Origin of the sequence: Autumnicola lenta, assembly GCF_031846515.1 — a bacterium.
Lineage (GTDB): Bacteria > Bacteroidota > Bacteroidia > Flavobacteriales > Flavobacteriaceae > Autumnicola > Autumnicola lenta.
In genome coordinates, this window is sequence record NZ_JAVRHO010000025.1 from 16,974 (window position 1) to 39,975 (window position 23,002).

12 protein-coding genes are annotated in these 23,002 nt (G+C 36.8%); 5 read left to right on the forward strand and 7 right to left on the reverse strand.

Features of this window, described 5'->3' with window-relative positions:
* Window positions 1-4 precede the first annotated feature (4 nt).
* The 4 genes from RM545_RS14850 (at window position 5) to RM545_RS14865 (ending at window position 7,030) form a co-directional block, all read left to right on the forward strand.
* A complete protein-coding gene (locus tag RM545_RS14850) occupies window positions 5-1,501 on the forward strand; it encodes a xylulokinase (protein ID WP_311496074.1) in 1,497 nt (498 codons plus the stop codon).
* 3 nt (window positions 1,502-1,504) lie between these two features.
* A complete protein-coding gene (gene xylA, locus RM545_RS14855) occupies window positions 1,505-2,824 on the forward strand; it encodes a xylose isomerase (protein WP_311496075.1) in 1,320 nt (439 codons plus the stop codon).
* A 67-nt stretch (window positions 2,825-2,891) separates the two neighbouring features.
* Window positions 2,892-4,058, forward strand: coding sequence for an endo-1,4-beta-xylanase (locus RM545_RS14860; RefSeq protein ID WP_311496076.1), 1,167 nt, complete (start codon window positions 2,892-2,894; stop codon window positions 4,056-4,058).
* Window positions 4,059-4,909: 851 nt separating this feature from the next.
* Complete coding sequence (locus tag RM545_RS14865; RefSeq protein ID WP_311496077.1) at window positions 4,910-7,030, forward strand: CRTAC1 family protein; 2,121 nt, start codon at window positions 4,910-4,912, stop codon at window positions 7,028-7,030.
* A gap of 387 nt (window positions 7,031-7,417) precedes the next feature.
* Here the strand turns inward: RM545_RS14865 and RM545_RS14870 are convergent, their stop codons facing one another.
* Together RM545_RS14870 and RM545_RS14875 are read right to left on the reverse strand one after the other, a co-directional pair.
* The gene (locus RM545_RS14870; protein WP_311496078.1) at window positions 7,418-8,926 is read right to left on the reverse strand and encodes a carbohydrate binding domain-containing protein; all 1,509 of its coding nucleotides are present in this window, start codon (window positions 8,924-8,926) and stop codon (window positions 7,418-7,420) included.
* Window positions 8,927-9,421: 495 nt separating this feature from the next.
* A complete protein-coding gene (locus RM545_RS14875) occupies window positions 9,422-12,712 on the reverse strand; it encodes a VCBS repeat-containing protein (RefSeq protein WP_311496079.1) in 3,291 nt (1,096 codons plus the stop codon).
* Between the two features lie 144 nt (window positions 12,713-12,856).
* Here RM545_RS14875 and RM545_RS14880 point away from each other — a divergent pair, with 144 nt between their 5' ends.
* The gene (locus RM545_RS14880; protein WP_311496080.1) at window positions 12,857-14,500 is read left to right on the forward strand and encodes an SGNH/GDSL hydrolase family protein; all 1,644 of its coding nucleotides are present in this window, start codon (window positions 12,857-12,859) and stop codon (window positions 14,498-14,500) included.
* An 8-nt stretch (window positions 14,501-14,508) separates the two neighbouring features.
* Here RM545_RS14880 and RM545_RS14885 read toward each other — a convergent pair whose 3' ends face one another.
* The 5 genes from RM545_RS14885 to RM545_RS14905 all read right to left on the reverse strand — a co-directional run bounded on the left by RM545_RS14885 (window position 14,509) and on the right by RM545_RS14905 (window position 22,051).
* Complete coding sequence (locus RM545_RS14885) at window positions 14,509-14,868, reverse strand: hypothetical protein (protein WP_311496081.1); 360 nt, start codon at window positions 14,866-14,868, stop codon at window positions 14,509-14,511.
* Window positions 14,868-15,017 carry a DUF5989 family protein gene (locus RM545_RS14890; protein ID WP_311496082.1) on the reverse strand — a complete coding sequence of 50 codons (150 nt, stop codon included), beginning with the start codon at window positions 15,015-15,017 and terminating at the stop codon, window positions 14,868-14,870. The genes RM545_RS14885 and RM545_RS14890 overlap by 1 nt, the downstream gene beginning before the upstream one ends.
* Window positions 15,018-16,820 carry a carbamoyltransferase family protein gene (locus tag RM545_RS14895; RefSeq protein WP_311496083.1) on the reverse strand — a complete coding sequence of 601 codons (1,803 nt, stop codon included), beginning with the start codon at window positions 16,818-16,820 and terminating at the stop codon, window positions 15,018-15,020. It lies immediately after the preceding gene.
* A gap of 172 nt (window positions 16,821-16,992) precedes the next feature.
* On the reverse strand, window positions 16,993-18,915 hold the full coding sequence (locus RM545_RS14900; protein WP_311496084.1) for a RagB/SusD family nutrient uptake outer membrane protein: 1,923 nt from the start codon (window positions 18,913-18,915) through the stop codon (window positions 16,993-16,995).
* A 13-nt stretch (window positions 18,916-18,928) separates the two neighbouring features.
* Window positions 18,929-22,051: a SusC/RagA family TonB-linked outer membrane protein gene (locus RM545_RS14905; protein ID WP_311496085.1), complete on the reverse strand. Its 3,123-nt coding sequence runs from the start codon at window positions 22,049-22,051 to the stop codon at window positions 18,929-18,931.
* Window positions 22,052-23,002 lie beyond the last annotated feature (951 nt).

Consider the following 23,002-nt stretch of genomic DNA (forward strand, 5'->3'; position numbering starts at 1 on the left):
TAATATGTATTTTTTAGGAATAGATCTAGGTAGCTCTTCGATTAAAGTATCGATTCTGGATGCAGAAAAGGGTAAGATAATTGCGGCGGCTACGGTACCGGAGTTTGAGATGGAAATTATGGCACCCAAGTTTGATTGGGCTGAACAAAACCCGGAAGTTTGGTGGGGTTATGTTAAGGATGGTCTTCACGAACTAAAGAATAAATACCATATCAACCTGAAAAAGGTTAATGGAATTGGTATAGCCTATCAGATGCACGGTCTGGTTCTAACAGATGAGAATTTGGAGCCGGTAAGACCTTCAATTATTTGGTGTGATAGTAGGGCTGTAGAGGTAGGTAACGAAGCATTTGCGGCCATAGGTAAAGAAAATTGCCAAAGGCAAATCTTAGGTAGCCCGGGTAACTTTACTGCTTCAAAACTGAAATGGGTCAAGCAAAATGAGCCTGAAGTTTATGCAAAGGCAAAGTATATGATGCTGCCGGGGGACTTTATAGCTGCAAAACTCTCTGGCATCCCCCAAACGACTACTTCAGGCTTGTCTGAGGCAGCTTTGTGGGATTTTCCTAAAGGCAAATTGGCTACGGAGGTATTAGAGAAAATGGGATTATCTGAGGAGTACATTCCGGAGATTGTCCCAAATTTCGGTCGCCAGGCAAAGGTGAATTCAAAAGTAGCTGAAGAACTGGGTCTTAACCCGGAGGCCATGATCACTTATCGGGCAGGTGATCAACCTAATAATGCCCTATCCCTGAATGTTTTAAATCCGGGTGAAATAGCTACCACAGCAGGTACTTCTGCAGTAATTTATGCTGTAACAGATAAGGATATTTATGATGAACAGAATAGGGTAAATACCTTTTTACACGTAAATAGTACTGAAGATCAAAAGCGGAATGGGATTTTAGGAATCATCAATGGATCAGGAATTCTTTATCAATGGCTTCGGAAGACGATATCTTTAGGAAAAGAAGAACTTGTTGATTATGACCTGCTTAACGAAGCAGCTGGAAAAGTTCCGCCGGGGAGTGAAAACCTGAGATTTTATCCATTTGGAAATGGGGCGGAAAGAATATTCAATAATAAAAAGGTAAACTCCGGAATTGAGAACCTCAACTTTAATATACATCAGCCTTCACATCTTATACGTTCTGCGTGCGAAGGTATTGTGTTTGCCATGAACTATGGTTTTGATGTAATGAAGTCCCTGGGAACTTCTGGGGAAGTAGTTAGGGCAGGAAAAGGAAACCTTTTTCTTAGTCCTGTATTTAGGGAGATATTCTGTAATACCACGCAGGCAAAGCTGGAGCTTTATAATACCTCGGGGGCAGAAGGGGCAGCACGGGGTGCGGCTTATGGTTATGGATATTTTAGCAACCTGGAGGAAACTTTTGGAGATCTGGAGATCGTGGAGCGAATGGAACCTAATAACGAACTTTCATCCCGGTACCAGGAAATTTATGCACAATGGAAGGAAAATATTAAAATAGAAAAGGAATAAATTATGAAATCAAAAAGTGAATTTTTTAAGGACATTGATCAAATCAAGTATGAGGGCAGGGACAGTGATAATCCTTTAGCTTTTAAATGGTATGATGAGAATAAAGTTGTGGCAGGAAAAACGCTTAAAGAGCATATGAGGTTTGCTACAGCGTACTGGCACACATTTAATAATACAGGGAGTGATCCTTTTGGTCCTGGTACAGAAACATTTGAGTGGGATAAGAGTGACGATCCTATAACCCGTGCAAAAGATAAAATGGATGCGGCTTTTGAATTTATGACAAAGCTGGGAACGCCTTATTACTGCTTTCATGATGTAGATGTGGTGGATGAAGCTCCTACTCTTGCCGAGTTTGAGAAAAGACTGCAGACTATGGTGGAGTATGCAAAACAGAAGCAGCAGGAATCCGGGATAAAGCTTTTATGGGGAACTTCAAACCTGTTTAGCAATCCTCGTTACATGAATGGTGCAGCCACTAATCCTAATTTCGACGTGCTTGCCTATGCCGGTGCACAAGCGAAAATTGCCCTGGACGCAACTATAGCTCTTGGAGGAGAAAATTATGTTTTCTGGGGTGGTCGTGAAGGCTATATGAGCCTTTTAAATACAGATATGAAAAGAGAGCAGGAACATCTGGGACGTTTTCTCAACACCTGTAAAGATTATGCCAGAAGCCAGGGATTCAAGGGTTCTTTCTTTATTGAGCCGAAACCAATGGAGCCAACAAAGCATCAATATGATTTTGATGCAGCTACTTCTCTTCATTTTATCAATCAGCATGGTTTGGAAAATGACTTTAAATTAAATCTTGAAGTAAATCACGGAACTCTTGCTGGGCACACATTTGAACATGAACTTCAGGTTGCAGTTGATGCCGGTATGTTGGGAAGTATAGATGCCAACCGGGGGGATTACCAGAATGGTTGGGATACAGATCAGTTTCCTATAGATCTTTATGAAATCACTCAGGCTATGCTTATCATCCTTGAAGGTGGAGGGATCCAGGGCGGAGGAATTAATTTTGATGCTAAAGTAAGGCGTAATTCAACCGATCTTGAAGATAAATTTATAGCTCACGTTGCGGGAATGGATATTTTTGCCAGAGGTCTTATTTGTGCTGACAATATTTTGCAAAATTCACAGTATAAGAAGCTTCGAGAAGATCGCTATTCTTCGTTCGACAGCGGTAACGGAGCAAAATTTGAAAAAGGTGAACTATCTCTTGAGGATTTGAGTAAAATTGCAAGAGAAGTAGGAGAGCCTCAACAACGAAGCGGAAAACAGGAATTGTTTGAACAGATTATTGCTAATTCATTTTAAAAAATTTAAGCGGTTCATCCCGATTTTTTTCGGGATGAACCGATCTTATTTTTAAAAAACATATGCTATGAAAAATAATTTAATCAAACTACTCTTTTGCTTTCTTGTAGTTTCGTGTAGTACAGATGATGATGTGACAAACGGTCCTAAAGTAGGGGGACCTACAGATCCGAAAGATCCTGTGGATGGTGGAAATACAAATGATCCTTTTTTATATAGTGCTACTGAGAATCTTAAAGATATAGCAGATTTTCCGATAGGGAACATAGTCTCTGCAAACAGATTAGCCTCTACGTCTGCAACAAATCAGAAATTTAAAGAGGTTCTAAGTCAGGAATTCAATAGTATCACAGCAGAAAATGATATGAAGATGGCAAACATTTTCAGAGGTCCCGGTGATTATGATTTTAGTGATGGAGATGCTATCGTAGCCTATGCAAAGGAAAATGGTTTTAGGGTACATGGTCATACGCTGGTGTGGCACCAGTCCATTCCCTCCTGGCTGCAAAATTTTGAGGGTACAGATGAGGAATTTGAAAATCTTATTGAGGATTATGTTAAAGCAACGGTTTCTCATTTTGCCCAGGAAAAGATGAGCTTCAACGGAGAGGAAGTTCCTGTGGTGGCAAGTTGGGATGTGGTGAATGAAGTCTGGGATGGATCATCTCTGAGAAATTCTCTTTTCCGTCAAAGAATGGGTGATGATTACACTGCCAAACTTTTTACCTGGGCGCGCGACGCCGATCCCGATGTCAGATTATTTTACAACGATTATAATATTGCAGGAGAACCTTCAAAAAGAAATGCGATCCTAAACATGGTAAACAATTTTAAAAGTAACAATGTACCAATTGACGGTATAGGAATGCAAATGCATTTAAATCACAACTGGCCGGTTGATGACCTTTCGACAGCTATTCAGGATGTTGCCGCTACAGGTCTATTGGTCCATGTTTCAGAATTGGACGTAAAAGTAAATTATGATGATCAGATCTCTCAACTTACCGAAGAACGTGCACAAGCGCAGGAAGAGCAGTACCAACGTGCTGCCTATAATTATACCCAATTGGTACCTGCAGATCAGCAATACGGAATTACAATTTGGGGCTTTCGAGATCAGGATAGCTGGTTATATGAGGGAGGTTCAGATTGGGCTCTGCTATATGACGAGGATTTCAATACTAAAGTTGCTCATAGAGGACTTGTGACTGGCCTAAGAGGTGAAGCTCCATAGTTCCTTAGTACCGCTGCTCCTCTGGTAAGAACAATCAACCCGCCATAGCGGATTTTTCGTCTATCAATTTCTTAATATCTTCAACAGTTCGTAGAAGCCAAAATGTATGAGCCAAAAACTCTGATCATAACAAAACCAGATGTTGCTAAGGAGTACTGTTCGCATTTCCACGCGTTTTCGCAGTTGAGTATATCTTAGGGAGACGAAAAAAGTGGGTACTGTTGAAGCTATTTGAAGTTTTTTAGTTAAAATAAGATAGCCCGGTTTTCACAAGCTTAATCCAAACCTTTTTTTTATTAATAACTATTTTAGTTTTTGCTTAGTTCCTTCACCCGTGTTCTTTACATAAGAATGCAATCTTAGAAAGCCGTTTTTCATTAAAATTCTATGTTTTCAATATTATCTTGTAAATGGTGATCAACTAAAACCCCTCGATATTGAGTTCTTTTTTTTCGGATTTAAATGAATGTGTGGTTTTCGGTGCCGGAAGAGCTCGGAATTGTAAAGCCTGTCTTGACTTAGCACTATTTATCAAGCTAATTGTATGGTAATATGTGTATTAGGCAAATTCAGCTTTTATGAAGGTGTGATTTTTACTACTTTTGTAGCATATTTTTATAATTTAAATGGCTAGCCAGGAATTCTGGAGTACGTCCTTGACTCCTTTATAAAATGATTTAAATTTCCAATAATATTTCAAAATGCTGAGTTGTTATAATATCAGAATTTTTCAATTTTCAATTTTGGTTTCCCTAATGCTTTCTAGTTGCGTGGACTCTGAAAGAAACGAGGATTCGAATATTATTGACGGCCAAATTCGAAATACCTCAGAAGAAAATTCAACTGAGTATATGATTCAGGATATTAAGCAAAGAGTAGCAGCTATTAATATAGAAACTGTTCCTTATATATTAAATAATAAGAAAGTAACTATTTTAGAAAGAAAAGTACAATTAGCCAGGGGGAATGAAAAATTAAATTTGCTGTTGACTTATGGTTTAGAATTACTAAATGCTGGAAAAACCGAAGAATCAATTGCTGTGTTAGATCATGTATTGGAGATCATAGAAGATACAAATGTACGCTCAAAAGCTGAACTATTATACTTTATTAAAAAGCAACTTGCCATTGCTTATATGCGAAAAGCAGAACAGGATAATTGTATAGCAAATCATAACGAAGAATCATGTATTATTCCCTTAACTAGAAAAGCGCAGCATGTAGTAAAGGATGGTGCTCAGCAGTCAATAGTTTTACTTAAGGAACTACTTGCTTTAAATCCTAATGATTTAGAATCCCAGTACTTACTGAATATTGCAAGCATGACCTTAGGTCAGTACCCGGAAAATGTACCAGAAGAGTTCAGAATTCCTGAATCCTATTTTTCCGATACCGCAGAATTTCCACGTTTTACAGATGTTGCCATGTCTTTAGGAGTTGACGTAAATATGAAATCTGGCGGGACTTGTGTAGATGACTTCAGCGGAGACGGATACTTAGACATTATTGCATCCTCTTGGGGTTTTAACGACCAGATCAGGTATTTCGAAAATGATGGAATGGGTGGTTTTACTGACCGAACGAGCGATTCAGGACTAGAAGGTGTTACAGGAGGACTGAATTTGAGACATGCAGATTTTAATAATGACGGGCATTTGGATTTTATAATTTTAAGAGGTGCCTGGTTGTCTGTATTTGGTGAAATTCCTAATTCCTTGATGCGAAATAATGGAGATGGGACATTTACCGATGTTACTAAAGCCGCCGGTATTTATTCACTGAATCCTACGCAAACTGCTGTTTGGGTGGATATTAATCTGGACGGCTGGCTCGATTTATTTGTAGCCAATGAATGGACAGAGGCTAAGCAAAGTTATTGCGAATTATTTTTAAATAATGGGGATGGTACTTTTAAAAATATAGCCAAAGACGCGGGAATAACTGTTCCCGGATACTTCAAAGGAGTGGCAAGCGGGGATATTAATAATGACTTATATCCCGATTTATATTTGTCTAATTATGATGGGCCAAATACTTTGTACATTAATACTACTGAAGAAACCGGAAGACCTTCTTTTAAAATAGCTGGTAATGCGGGGGTTTCTAATCCGAAATTAAGTTTCCCTACCTGGTTTTTTGATTACAATAATGATGGTTTTGAAGATATTTTTGTTTCGGGTTATTCTTCTTCGGAAATTTTGCCTTCTGAAATGATACTTAGAAACATTAAATCTGGATCTACAGAATACAGGCCTCTATTGTATCAAAATAAAGGAGATAATACTTTTGAAGAGGTGTCTTTAGAAATGAATTTAACAGAGCCAATCGCTACAATGGGCTGTAATTTTGGTGATCTTGATAATGATGGTTTTTTAGATTTTTATTTAGCAACGGGAGATCCTGATTTTTTCTCTATTGTACCCAATAAAATGTATCATAATTTGAATGGGGAAAGCTTCGAAGATATTACCTATAGCGGTGGTTTTGGACACATTCAAAAAGGACATGCCATCGGTTTTGGAGATTTAGACATGGATGGAGACCAGGATATTTATGCTGTTATGGGGGGAGCGGTTGAAGGTGACGTCTTTAGAAATTTACTATTTGAAAATCCTATTGGGAATAAGAACAACTGGATCAATATTGTTTTAGAAGGTAAAAAGAGTAATCGCTCTGCTATTGGGGCCAAGATTGTCATCACAGTTGAAGAAGATAACCAGGAAAGAAAGATTTACAACACGGTTGACTCCGGAGCGAGTTTTGGGGGCAATAGTTTAATGGCCGAAATTGGATTGGGAAAAGCCGCTGTTATAAAGAAAATTGAAATTCATTGGCCTCATTCTACTATGCCTATTTCTGTTTTTGAAAACATTGCGGTCAATCAGAATATTAAAATAGTCGAAGGAGGAAAAATTCAGAAGCTCAATCTTCATGAGGTTTCATTAAAAAAAATACCTAAACACCAACATTAGCTCCTGCTTCTTTTTAAGAATCTTAACTTTTATCCTTGTTTTGGCACAAAATAATAATTTTTGCCACTGGTCGTTATCTTATTCATGTCCTTTATATTTCTTTGGGTAGAAGGGAGAATTCTTTAAAATTCCCAGAAAGAAAGGATCGGGTATATTTTCCAATTCGGCATTGTAAATATTTCGAAAGGTCAAAATTTCAAATATCCATTTCATTTATCCGTGTTAACTCAGCAGCATCATGGGTTCAATGGGCTATATTGAGAAGCTTTTGCTTTCAAAAATATCGGATTGTCTATTTTTGTTAATTTCATAGGCTAAAAATATTTTCGAAGACAAAAGGGCCATCATAAATGACAGCCTCTTCCTAAACACATTCAATATAACGTTTTATTCCGGGGGAGTTAAAAAACTTACATCATCTACAAAATAAACAGCGTCTTCAGTAGCTCCTAAGTCTAGAACAACACCAGTTTCTGTGCTATTTGCCGTTAGTTGCCATTCAACTTTTTGCCATTCGGTTGTCACGGTAACATCTTCTTGATATTGTGCATCTCCATTACCAGTTGTGGACATTCTTATAGTACCACCATTACCTGCACCCGGTGCAGCTTTCACCCATAAAGTTATCGTATATTCCACACCATCTTCTGTGGGAACAAGATCACTTGCTAATTGCGTTCTCCAGGGATCACTTCCAGCACCAACTGCTCTTAATGCTCTACTACCACTATGGACTTCATCAGCATTGGTTGTGGCGGTTAGTAAGTCAGCTCCATTCAATTTTGACCAGTTTGCAAATTCATCTCCATCTCCTTCTTCAAATCCGCCGTTAAGCAAAAGCTCAGTAGGTTGGGGTCCGCCTAATCCAGTAGCAATTAATGTGATATTATCAACATAATAGACAGCATCTGCAACAACACCTAAGTCCAATACAGCCCTTGTTTGTCCAGCATTTGCTGTAAACACCCACTCAATTTGCTGCCATTCAGAAGTTATGTCATAATTACCACTGTAGAGCGCATTAGGATTTGTGGAAAATCTTATGTTTCCACCAACTCCGGGAGTTCCCGGTTGTGCCTTTATCCACATAGACAGAGTATATTCGACACCAATTTCAGTATTTACAAGATCGCTTGCGAACTGAGTTCTCCAGGCATCACCACCAGCTCCTACTGCACGTAAAGATCTGCCAAAATAGGCTTCACTATCATTTGTGGTAGCAGTCATTTCATCACCACCATTAAATTTTGACCAATTTGTAAACTCATCTCCGTCACCTGATTCTAAATTTCCGTTCGGAAGTAGATTTTCACCGACATAAAATGTTCCTGGTGATGCTACCTCTCCACCATTTGTAACGACCATAATTGAAGCCGGTATATTTTGCTGAAGACCCGAGGGGACAGTTATGACTAATTCACTTGGTGTTGACGAAACAACAGGTGCTTCAACCTCTCCAATGGTTACGGACTGAAGATTATCCAGAGATGTTCCGGTTATTGTTACTTCTTCTCCTTCCTGTGCAGCGTTAGTTGATAACGATTTAATAATTGGGAATGGTCTTGCAATGACGTTTAAATCTGAGGTTACTATGTAACCATCAGGCATAACCAGAGTCATAGTTTTTTGCCCAATATTTGTAGATGAAGGGATCGTGAAAGTTATTACATCCCCCTCTAATTGAAAGGGAATCTGATCCTTTTCAAGAAAAACAAATAGAACTTCATTAAAGTTACTCCCTTGTACATTTACCTGGTCACCAGGAAAAATCTCATCTGGTTCCATACTATTAATAACTACTTCGGGAGTAACAGAGTCGTCTTGTTCGCAACCTGTTGCAAAAACAATTATAATAATTGTCAGAAATAAACTTACAAATTTTGAAGGTTTTAACATGGTTTTAGTTCATTAATTAGTATTATTCAAATAAGAAAATTAAACAGATCTTTTTATCTAAGTGGAAAATAGACTGTTGTGATTTATTTCTTCATCTATAAAAAATTCTTCATTTACAGAAACATATTTTGGGCTATTATCATCTCTTTAGATTTTAATATCAATGGGTCATCATATTTAATAAAAGCATAGAAATCTTCAAAAATAGTAGTTGCCATTATTATTTTACAATAACTGTAAAGGGATTAGGTGCCTCTAATTGTTCACAAATAAACATATATATTGGTGTAGTTCTGAAAAAATAAAAGAAAATTGAAACCAATTACTGCTCAGAACTTAACATATGATAAATATACGCAATAAATGTTACGACACAATCGATTGCGTATTTTTTGTTATGCTTACTTTATCTAATAGGATAAATTATTAAAAGGCACTAGAAGGATTCAAGATGGTCCTCCTATGACCTTTTAAAGAGACTATATCATTATAAACCTACTTTATTTTAAAGATGGTTAGGGGTCTGTCATTATTTGCAATAACTATGTGAGGCTGTTCATTAATTAGAACCAACTTCATATTTTTAGCGTTTAAGTCATTATAGAAATTGATATCTCTATAGGGTCTGAAACCCCCTTTAGAATCACCTAACAATACATATCCAATATTTGAATCGTAGCGCACTGTTTCTACTTCAGCTTCATGTATCGCACCTATGCCAATAACATCCATTATTCCATCATGATTAACATCTGTAAATGCAAAAGACATGGTTGGTCCCAATTGTGCGTAATTCGGCAGATGTCTTAATTCAAAATTCCCACCTCCTTTATTTTCAAGATAAATAGATTTGAATTCGGTAGACTGTTTTTTATAGGAACTTTCCAGCATTCTTTTTCCATAAACATCTTCCAATGTTGAATTAGCAAATTGCTGATAGGTTTGAATTTTCTGACTCACAAAAGGATTTTGGCTTGAAGAACATTCTTTACCACGAACAGGTACTAAATTCCCTTTGTAAAGTTTGCTCAAAAACATATCGTACTTCTCATCATCCTCTAAGTCTTTTCCGTAGATATATAGTGGCTTTTCTTCTGTAGGATGATATTTGTTGTTTCCTCCAATATTACCTGCGAAATAGTCCATATCACCGTCGTTATCAAAATCAATTTCGGCAATTGTATTCCACCAGCCCCCAGTATTTTCCAGGGATCGTACATTTGCTAATAAAAATTGTTTATCTACATTCTCAAAAACGATAATTGGCATCCACTCTCCGGCAACCATTAAATCTAAATCACTATCGTTATCGTAATCACTAAAAATTAAGTCGTTTACTATTCCTATTTCTGAAAAATTTGGCGCAACCTCTTTAGTGACAACAGTAAATACGCCATTGGTGTTTTGCAACACATAGGACTTGGGTGGTAAGGGATACTTACCTGGAATTAGGTGTCCGGCCACAAACAAATCTAAATCCCCATCGTGATCATAGTCTAAAGAAGTAACGGCTTTAGTACTGGTTAACATGGTAGGCAAATTGTAAGATTTAGAAAAGTTGCCACAACCATCATTTAAATAAAGCCTGTCCTGTAGTAAAGGATCATTTTCTTTTAATTCGTAGCCGCCGCTGGTGACGTAAAGGTCCAGATTGCCATCATTGTTGGCGTCAAAAAAATGTGCTCCATTATCTTCATATTTTTTATCTTTTTCAAAAATGGCTATCTTTTTTTTCTGAAATCTGCCATCCGGATTCTGGATATATAGTTCCGCAGGCTGATCTAATGCACCTCCGAGGTATAGATCGGCTAAGCCATCTTTATTTACATCAGCTTCTGCAAAGGCTGGACCTTTTTGAGATTGTTTTTGAGGCAAAAGCACCTGGCGGGAAAAATCATTATATTCATTCTCATGGTGTCTATAGTTTAAGCCCAAATGCTCTGGACTTACCCTGGTGAAATTATTAGAAAATTTGTATTTTGAGTGATTTACGTCGGACTTAGATTCTTTTTGATGAAACGTAAGTGTTTGATTTGCCTCTACATTCTCCTTTATTGAGATGCTTCCGTTATTCCATATAATTTCTACCCGTTTAATATTGGTTTCTTCACCAATACCAAAGTTTAAAATGGGAGAAACAGAAGATTGATATCCTCTCGAAAGAAACAATTCCTGGTATTGCATGGAACTATCAGTAAACAACTTGACCTTACTTCCAATTGCGGTGACATTATTTTTACCGCCAATTAGATTTATATTTAGAAAATTGCTCGTGGAATTGTTTCGATAAATACCAGCCTTATCTTCAAGATTATTGATGATAATATCCAAATCACCGTCATTGTCCAGGTCTGCATATGCTGCGCCGTTTGAATTTACGGCTTTAGTGAATCCCCAATTTTTAATTTCCTTACTAAACGACAGATTACCATTATTTTTAAAAGCATAATTTTGAAGCTTTTCCGAAGGCATTCTGTTCAAGATTTGTTCAATGGACATATCTTTAATAGAATCTTGTTGTGTGTCCAAAAAATTTCCAAAATCCTGATTTGCTATTTCTCGTTTAATTCCGTTCGTAACAAATACATCTTTAAAACCATCACCATCAAAATCTGCAATCAGTGGTCCCCAACTCCAATCGGTTTTTGAAAGTCCTGCAAATTGAGCTATGTCACTAAAATATCCATTCCCGTTATTTAGATTAAGAATGTTGGACATATATTGATAATGGTATCCTGAATTAACTATCCACCAAAAACCACTGGTGTTCATGCTCGGCATATTCTGCTTCCCTCTGCTATGGTCTTCTGCAGACATATCTAGAACCAATAAATCTGGTAATAAATCATTATTAATATCGGCAATATCAGAGCCCATACTACTGTATGAAGTGTGTTTTACACGTGTATCTATTTGATTAATAAAAGTGCCGTTTTTGTTATTAATGTATAATTTATCTGGAGTAATAAAATCGTTGGCAACATATACATCTGGCCAACCATCGTTGTTATAGTCACCTATTGCGGCACTCAAACTAAATTCTTTATTCATTATTCCGCTATCGATGGTAACATCGGTAAATTTATTGCCGTCATTTCTAAAGAGATGATCTGAGGTTTGTGAAAAAAAATCTTCGTCTTCCAGAATTGCTGCGAGATTAACAGAATTAAGAAAATCGACTCGGTGATTAATTAGATACATGTCTAAATCGCCATCCTTATCATAATCAAAAAAGTAAGATTGTATTGAAAAACCGTCGTTATCCAGCCCCCATTTTTGTGCTTCTTCTTTAAAAGTTCCATCCCTCTGATTAATGAAAAGTTTATTGGTACGGAGTGAATTGTTGGTTAATGATGCCGATTTACAAACATAAAGATCCATCCATCCGTCATTATTGATATCTATCATATTTACACCTGTGGTCCATCCTTCAGAATCTTCTACATGGGCAGCCTCTGTATTATCTTGAAATTTAAAATCTCCCTTATTAATATATAGCTTATTGGATTTCTGGTTAGAGGTAAAATAGATGTCCTGTAATCCGTCATTATTTACGTCTCCTATGGCAACACCACCACCGTTATAGGCGTAGTAATAGTTGAGAACATTAAAATCAGAAGTTTCCTCTACGGAGTTTTCAAAATGAATATTGGTTTGATCATTAGATAGCAATGTGAAAAGATTGTCACCTACAGTTGGTTTCTTTGTAACTTCACCTTTATCTTTACAGGAAACTAAAAATGTCAGGAATAGTAGAAATAAATAAAAACTGAATTTATGCTTCATTGTAAGACCTGGAATATATTGTAAACCTAATTTTATTCGCTCAAGACGCCACCATTGTATTCTGCAGCCAAAATATAAATCTTAAGTATAAGAATTTAGTTTGAAAATAGGACGCAAGCGATCTTCTAAAATAACATATTGCTTTTGGATAAAAAAACAGTATTTAAACTTATTGCTATTAGCTTCCCGTTTCTTCTAATTCTGGTGGTGGAGGTAATGCTCAGACTTTTTGGATATGGTGAAAACTACCAGCTTTTCCATAAAGTTACCTCCGAAAATAACACCGAATATTATGTGATGAATTCTGATATTTCTAAAAAGTATTTTAAGAATACAGGATTTAATTCCGATAATCAATCAGACCTTTTTTTAAAGAGTAAAACAGAAGATACGTATAGAATATTTGTTCAGGGTGCCTCCACCGTAGTGGGTTTTCCATTTTATAAGAATGGTTCATTTCCGCGAATACTTAAACACAGGCTTTCCCGGACGTTCCCTGAAAAAAATATCGAAGTGATCAACACCGGAATTACCGCTGTTAATTCATATACGTTATGGGATTTGACCGATAAAATAATTGCACAGAATCCAGATCTTGTTATAATTTATGCGGGACATAATGAATACTATGGTGCTTTAGGTGCAGGGTCGTCTGTTTTTACCGGAAATCATCCTTCTCTAGTAAGAAGTTATTTAAAGTTGAAAAACTTACGTTTTTTTCAGTTATTGGAAAATACATATTCCAAAATTTTCGCCTCAAAAATTGATGCTGGTTATAAGGTTGGAGAAACAACATTAATGGAAGTGATGGCCAGGGAACAGCAAATCCCGTTTGATTCAGAAATTTATCATGCAGGTGTAGATCAATTCCGAAGTAATTTAAATATAATCATATCAAAATATCAGGATAATAATATTCCTGTTTTATTATCAACACTAGTTTCTAATGAAAAAGATATTCCACCATTCATAAGTGATGATATGGAGGAAGAAAAATTTGAGCGGGCTTTAGGAAACGATAAAGGGAATATTTATAGAATCGGGGAACAGAATGCTGAAGCTGCCTACAAATTGGGGCAATATTATATTGATAAGCAAAAGGATTCCGCAAAGAAATATCTGCAAATTGCTAAAGAATTAGACTTGCTAAGATTCCGGGCACCCGAAAAAATTAATAATATAATTACTGAATTGTCAGAAAAAGAAGGTGTGTTTCTGGTTGATGCAAAGAAACTGTTTCGGGATAAATCGCAGAGCGGATTTATTGATAATGAATTGATGACAGAGCATGTTCATCCTAATATAAAAGGGAACTTTTTAATAGCTGATGCGATTTATAACAAAATGGAAGAACTACAATTCATAGGCCGGTGGGACAATTTTATTCCTTATGATGATGCATTTCAGGACATACCTATAACTCAAATAGATTCTATTAGAGGAAAGTTTATTGTAGAAGACCTAAAGCGATCATGGCCCTATGTTTTAGAAATGTCTGGAAAAAATCCGGTAAGAGGTTATCATTCAATTCAGAATCCTACTTATGAAGAGCGAAAAGCCATCAATCTTTACTCTGGTATGGAGAAATGGGAGGATGTAATGAGGCAGGCCTATCATACCTATAATAATGAGGGCGATTTTAAAAATGCGCTGCGTGTGGCACAATCTTTAATTTCTGAATATCCAGAACAACCAAAAGTTTACGAAATGGCCGCTGAGATTTGTATGAAAATGGATATGATGGATTATGCTGAATTTTATTCTAAAAAGGCAGAGCAATTAAAATAAAAAATTATCTACCAGGGTTTATCAATGTCTTTACTGGTAAATAAGTGATTCCTTTTATGAAAATAGGAATCTTCCTTCTCTTTTTGCAGAATTTGATTTTTTCCGAATATTCTTTGCAGAGACGATAAAGGAACCAAGAAAATATAAAAGCAAATGAACATGATAAAATAATTCATTACAAAACCTAGATAATCAGAAAATCCAAACCAGATTTGTGCGATTATTAAAGCGGCCTTAATTGAAATTAAAGGAATTGCCAAAAATGCCACAGATAAGTAAATTAACCAGATATTCCCATAGACTAAAAAACAAATTAGTCCAACTAATGCCAGAACAATTATGGTTTCATAGGCTTTTTCTTTCTTCATTAAAATAGGCTATAAATAAACGGTGCTAAAGCGGATCCGTTTGTAATAAATATAAGGCCTCCTAAAATCGCAAAAATTAATATCATAGGCACCAACCACCACTTTTTTCGTTCCTTTAAAAAAAGGAAAAATTCTTTTATAAACTCCATCTATTTTACAATTAAATAATTCTCTAGCACTAACATATCCATCCCAGTGTGCATAAAGCAAAAATAAGCATTTTCAGGAGTGTTAACTATTGGTTCATCCTTGACATTGAAGCTTGTATTAATTAGGACACCGTTTCCAGTAATCTTTTTATAGGCCTGTAATAAGTTCCAAAACCTTGGATTCATGCTTTTTTTCACAACCTGGACCCTGGCAGAAAAATCTGTATGGGTAATTGCAGGTAATTTGGACTTAACTAAGTTACGTTTTTCTTCAAGGCTAAGTTCATCAAAATTATTCGGTAATTTTTTCACTAATGATCTTTTAAGCTCATTAGTAAATAACATATAGTAAGACTGTTTTCCTTGTTCAAAATATGTGTCATAATCTTCCTCGCATACTGCTGGGGCAAAGGGTCTAAAGCTTTCTCTAAATTTAATTTTTAAATTCAGTTTAGACTGCATGTTACTATCTGTTGCATCTGCTAAAATACTTCTGTTACCCAATGCTCTTGGACCAAATTCTGTTCTTCCCTGAAACCATCCAACTACTTTTTTTTCAGCAATATAATTTGCAATTTCTTTATATAAGTGTTCTGAGGATTCAAAATATTGAAAGTTGCATTTATTTTTCCTCAAAACTCTTTCAATTTCGAGATTTGAAAAATTTGGGCCTAAATAATTATTAAAGGGTTCGTTAAAACCAGTAAATGTCAAATCTGCCTTAAGGTAATTAGTTGATAATGCAGCTCCTATTGCGCCTCCGGCATCACCTGCAGCTGGTTGAATATAAATATCTTTAAAGATTTTCTGATGATATAAAACAGAATTGGCTACACAATTAAGAGCAACACCACCGGCCAAACATAAATAATCGGCATTTGTTTGTTGTTTGACGTGTATGATCATTTTAACCAGCACTTGTTCTAAAACTTTTTGAACAGCAAAAGCCAGGTCTGCATGAACTTGGGTTAAAGGTTCCTGGGGCTTTCTTTTTCTAAATTCAAACAATTTCTCCCATTTTTTTGGATTTACCATCCGTAATCCAACGGGGTATTCAAAATAATCTTTATTTAATTTAATAGAACCATCGTCTTTAATATCAATTAATTTTTCTTTAATAGTATCAATAAACTGAATCACCCTTTCAGACTTTGCATTACTATAAGGCGCGAGTCCCATCATTTTGTATTCACCTTTATTCACTTCAAATCCCAGGAAATAAGTGAATGATGAATAAAATAAACCTATGGAATCTGGAAATTGCAATTCTCCCAGTACTTCTATTCCTTTTTCACCACAAGCGATTCCATAAGAGGTTGTAGTCCATTCACCAACACCATCAACTGTTATAAATGCACTTTTTTTAAATGGTGATGTATAAAATGCACTGGCAATATGGGATAAATGATGTTCTGGAAAAACTATATCAATTTTAGAAACTTTACTATCTTTATTTATCTGTCTTAATCTTTTTCTTATGATCTGCTTGATAAACAGTTTTTCCTTTAACCAAACAGGCATAGCTTTTACAAATGATTTAAAACCTTTGGGCGCAAAGGCGTAATAGGTTTCCAGTAATCTTTCAAATTTTAAGAAAGGCTTATCATAAAATGCTATTGCATCGATATCACCTAAATCAAAACCAGATTCATTAAGACAAAATTTAATAGCTTCTTCAGGAAAAGAGGCGTCATTCTTTATCCTGGTAAAACGTTCTTCCTGCGCGGCATACAGAACTTTACCATTCGAGATAATGGCAGCAGCCGAATCATGGTAATATGCAGAGATGCCAAGTATTTTCATTAGAATTTATTAGGCTAAGGTATATTTCAAATTCCTTTAAATGGTAGTATTATTATAGTTACAATTTTTATTTACGTAAAAAGGTCGTCTAATATTTCAAGACAACCTTTTTACGTATAATCAATTTCTTTGACCTGTTCAGAAAGTCAAATTGCAAATTAAATGTCAATTATTAATATCCCGGATTTTGATAAGCATCCTTTTCAGCTTCAGACATGTCAAGATCGTCTAACTGACCTTGAGGTATTGGTCTTAAGTAATGATAATCTTCAATAGTTCTGGTAAACGTCTCAGGATCGTGATCTGTAGCAGCATTGCCGGCAATAGTGTAAGTTCCTGCAAATTCAGCCCATTTTTGAGTACGCACCAGGTCCAACCATCTTTTTAGCTCTCCGTAGTACTCTCGTGACCGTTCCATTAGAATGTAGTCAATATCAATATCCATTGGAGTTGCAGCTACCAATTCATCACTAAAGTCTGCATTTCTTACTTCCTGTTCGCCATTATCAAAGCGCCAATTTCCGGCACGAGCACGAATAACATTGATTAAATCGTAAGCAGAATAACTTCCGGATGCACCTTTAACTGCGGCTTCGGCAGCTACAAAGTAAAATTCCGAATATTTAGCTATAGGGAAAGGTCGCGTGAGTGCACCGTTCGGTTGTCCCAAACCACCTTGATTATCGGTACGATAGGTTCCATGTTTCCATAGGCCAGGATAAAACCTTCTGTTGATTTCATCTGGGTTTATAACATAATCAGCTCTGCCAGGGATTACTCCGCCACCAATATTAGCTCCGTTCACGTAGTCTACGTTTGGGTTATGTTCATCTAAAAATGAAACAACAGCATCACCGGGAGCTATTTCCAAATCATTAGCAGCCGTTAAAGTAGCTTCGGGTGAGCCGCCTTTATCCCAATTTCCTCTATAAGTGCTTACAAAAGTACCGTCATAACGGGAATCCATATCCTTATTATCAAAGGTTTCCGTTAATACTTCAACTGTAGGTGCCATTCGCGTCCAGGGTCTACCATAGCTTTGAGCTGCTTCACGTTGCACTGCTGCCACCCCGTCAACACTAATAGTTGTATAATTAGGTGTTGCCATCCAGACTGCGATATTGGCACTACCACCCCCACCAGACCATCCTAAGTCTGCTCCATTGTATATCTGGCTTTCTTCAGTACGATCTGCATATAACATCCACTCACTATTACGATCATTAGAACCGAGGTGTATATCATAATAATATTCCTGTAAAGCATAAGGGCCTGGATTTTCAATTCCTTCAACCGCCAGGTCATAAGCCTCCTGGAAATACCATTGCGCATCATGTCCGTCAGGATCTGTTCTGGAAGTTTCTGGATAAGTCGGGATGTTGTTTGGATTCTCTAACCACCACCCGTACGTTAAGTAGGCTTTCGCTAATTCTAGCCGGGCAACGTTTTTGGTAACGGTTCCGGTTAATCGAGGATTTACAGGTAGATTGTTAACGGCTGTAATTAAATCTGGAAATATAGCTCTGGTGTATACTTCAGGTACAGTATTACGTACTGAAGTTCTAACTGCATTGTTATTAAATTCTAATTCTCCTGAACCTAGATCTAATGGCACACCACCGTATTGCTGAACTAACGTAAAATAATTAAACGCACGGAAAAATCTGGCTTCTGCAATTAGAGATTCATCAAGGTCGACAGCCTCGGCATTTTCTATAATTCCACTGGCTGTATTAATAGCAGGAAAAACAGTGTTCCAGGAAATACCGGTTACATAGGTATCTGATTGTATAGCAGCACCAGCACCTGATAAATCTGGAACTATAAAGTTGTTATCAGCACTTTGAGCGTAGGTATATTCGTCGGTTCCTGTTTCTAAAAGACTAAAATAATATTCATGGCCGTATAAGTACCTCATATTTTCGTATAAAAAGGTTATACCGCCCTGAACCCCAAGTTCAGTCTGAAAGAATCCCGGAGTAAAAACACTCCTTGGTTTCTCCTCTAGTATGTCTTCTGAACAAGATTGAAATCCTACTAGCAATACCATTGACAGTAGTCCAAATAGTCCAAATTTAGATTTAATCGTTCTCATATTTTTTTATTTTTTAAAATGAAATGTTTAATCCTAACAGAAAATTCCGTGTTGAGGGAACATTTGCTCCTATTGTTTGTATACCTGAAGAAATATTCCCTGTATTTACTGCAACGTTCTGGCGGTTTCCATTCCCATCAACTGCTGAATTTGTAATTTCTGGATCTAAACCAGATTCATCATGAAAAGGTGAAAAGAATACAAATGGATTCTGCGCAGAGGCGTAAAGTCTAATATTTTGCATTCCAATGTTGCTGGTTAAATCCCGGTCGAAATTATAACCTAAAGTCATGGCACGAATTTTCACGTAGGAGGCGTCAAATAAACCTAAAGTACTTCCGTATTTGGGATTATCCCCACTTTGAATTCCCCCTGGCGCCGGGAACCTGGCATCTGTGTTTGTAGGTGTCCAATAATCCACATCAACATTGCCGCGTCGTCCGGTTAGTAAATTCAAGTACCCTGCACTTCCATACAATGTGCTATAAACAAGACCTCCACGTTGGAATGTTCCAATGATGTTTAAATCGAAATTTTTATAAGCTAAACGGGTATTAAAACCACCCTGAAAATCTGGTGTGGGATCCTGTATAATTCTATCATCAGCATTAATCGCCCTAACTGGTGATCCATCTTCATTGAATTCTCCCGTATATCTTACCTTTACCATTCCAACATTGCCCCCCGGTTCGAGGATGTCCAGATATTGAAAAAGTGGATCAGATTCATTCCAGAGTCCAACATATTCCTGATCATAGATTACGTTAATAGGGGAACCAACAAACCAAAGCTGTCCTTCGTTTCTATCCTCTCCGGTAGCTAAAGAAACAATTTCATTCCTGTTATAATAAAGGTTTATACCTGCGTCCCATGTAAAACCATCGGGATTATTTATAATAGTACCATCAAGGGTAAATTCCATACCCTTATTTTGGGTTTCACCAATATTACTCGTTACGTTGCCTACACCAGATGTAGCCGGAAGTCCCAGACCATATAGTATATCACTGGTATTTGTGATGTAATATTCTACAGCACCGGATATACGGTTGTTGAATAACCTGAAGTCCAGACCAAAGTTATAAGTCTCTGAAAACTCCCAACCTAAGGAGGGGTTAGGTAACTGGGACACAAAATAACCCTGAGCAAAAGTACTACCAAAGTTATAATTTCGTGTAGATAACCTTCCTTGAGTTGAATAAGGGGCTATCGCCTGGTTAGAAGTTTCCCCGTAACCAGCACGTAATTTCAGGAGTCCAATAGGATCAACGTTTTCCATAAAGCTTTCATTGGCTATATTCCATCCAACGGAAACTGCAGGATAGGTAACCCATTCATAACCGGGTGCTAAACGAGAGGAACCATCAGAACGCACTGTAGCAGTAAAGAGATAACGGTCATCATATTGATACATAACCCTACCCATGTAAGATAATAGCCCGCTAGCTGAGTAATTCGTTCCATAACCTAAAATATCTTCAGAAAGAGCTGTGTCTAAATTGTACCACAAGGATTGTTCATTCGGGATATTTCGAACAGATAAATTTGAGTCATCATATTCAGTATGTTGAGCTGAAAATAATCCTACAAAGTTTACCTGGTGTTTATCAGCAAAAGTCCTGTCAAAGAGTAATTGGTTTTCAATAACATAATCTCTTGTATTAGAAGTGTTATAGCTTGCTGATGAAGGGTTAGTTTCATTAAAGCTGAAAACCCCGCGACCTGTAAAATTCCCATCCCTGCTAGTGCGGAAATTGAGACCGGTATTAATGCGGAATTTTAACCCCTCAACCCAGGGTATTTTAACCTGAGCATATATGTTGTTATAGGAACCATAATCCAGTTGTTGATTTTTTCGGCCTTCCCCAATACGGTTTATCTCATTCCTTGTAGGGATCCAAATATCGTCAGCTTGAGTCTGACGTCGGACTGATGACAGAAAATTGCCATTTTCGTCATATGGACTTAATAACGGGGATGCAGCCAATACATCATATACACCAACAATACTACTTGTATTATTGAAGTTCATTACCGAGTTTAAGCCAAAACTGAATAAGGAACCAACTTCCTGATCAACCTGAGCTCTTAATGAATATCTCTGAAAACTGTCTTCGGGCACAACCGACGTTTCTTTGAAATATCCCAGCCCTATATTATATGAACCTTTTTCAGAACCACCCTGGACACTCATATCGTGCGTAGTTTGAAGTCCTGTCCCGTATAAAAGGTCTTGCCAGTCAGTATTATTTCCAAGATCTTCGTCACCTGCTAGTCCGAAAATTGGAACCCCATCATTATTGGCCGCAACGTCAGCACGCAATTGGATTAGTTGAGCTGCATTCATCATAGGATATTTAGCAAAGACCTCTTTTATTGCATAGTAGGTATTATAAGAAAACGTTGCTTCCTGTCCTTCTCTTCCTGATTTTGTTGTAATCAGAATGACGCCATTTGCACCTCTGGAACCATAGATTGCTGTTGCAGAAGCATCCTTCAGTATATCGAGACTTTCGATATCATTAGAATTAATATCACTTAAACCACCGGCAAAAGGAATACCATTAAGCACAACTAAAGGATCATTGTTTCCCGAAAGCGAACGTACACCACGAATACGAACCTGAGGAGCGGCACCAGGCCTGGTACTGGTTGTTGAGATATTCACACCAGCTGCACGACCTATTAGGGCTTCCTGAAAGTTTGCGGTCTTCACTTCATTTAATTCCTCTCCTTTAACGGAAACGACTGAACCTGTTACCGATTCTCTAGTTTGCGTACCATATCCTACAACAACAATCTCTTCAAGAGATTCAGTATCTTCCTCCAGAGTTATATCGATTTCGGTGCGGCCGTTTACCGGTACTTCCTGTGGAGCAAAACCTATAAAGCTAAACTGAAGAGTGGCATCTGCAGGCACATTAGTAAGACTGTAATTTCCATCAAAATCTGTGGTTGTTCCGTTATTCGTGCCCTGCACCAGTACAGTTACCCCAGGTATAGGGCCTACGTCATCAGATACTGTTCCTGTTACTGTGGTAGTCTGTGCATAAGCACCAAAACCAATGATCAAAAATAAGAAGAAGAGAAATTTCTTCCAGAGGTGATTGTCAATAATCAGTAATTTTTCGTTCATAATTTAGTATTTAATATTTTTTAGTGATGGAAATTGTATAAGTGCAAAAAAAGCTCGTAATTAATTTTAAAAGTGGATAAATATACAGAATTATTTTTGTGGCGCAATCGGTTGTGTTAATAAATAATGTTTTTTTACAACTTTAACATAATAGTATAGGCATGAATGGAATAACCTTACTGACAATTGATGTACATGATAATTTTTTGGATATGAATTGATTAAAATGTTTGTTTGGTACATAAGCAACTTAATTCCTAGAAGATTTTAACTAGGCCTCCAGTGAGCTTCCATGTTTGAGTTGCCTACTGTTGTTGAATTTTTCCCGCGAATTTATCTAAGGTGTAGCTTGCATAAGGAAATGTCTACTATGGTTCTTGAAATTAACTAAAGAACAGTCGCCCTCTTTATCTATTTAATGAATGGGGTAAACACCACAGCCCCGAAAATCCAAAAAAATTTTAATTCTCAAGTTTACCATCACATTCTCTAAAGGCTATGTAAAAATTTCATTGAAATTAAAATTTTCTGGCGTGCTATTTATATATGGGAAGCAAGTTTATAAAATACTTTTGTCTGATAGTAATGACTTCCTGATAAGAGCTTTTGTGTATTCCCTTAATTGGAATAAGAAATTCCGGGAGATTAGAAATCTGCAGAATTTGAACAAGATGGTAAAGATTGTCACTAAAAAGATGCTTGACATCGTAGTAATTACAGGCAATGCTTCAAAATTTATGGAGAGTTGCAACAAAATTGTTACTGCAATTGGACGAGGTCAGATATATTTGTTATTAAAATTTTAAGAGTTTTAAATATAATTCATCAATCAATCGATTTCGTAAGTCAGAATAACTTTTGCTTAAAATAGGATCACCTACAGCAAAAAATCATCAGTATAATTTAATTTTTCTCACAATCATCTAAATTCCTTAATAAAATAAATTCGAC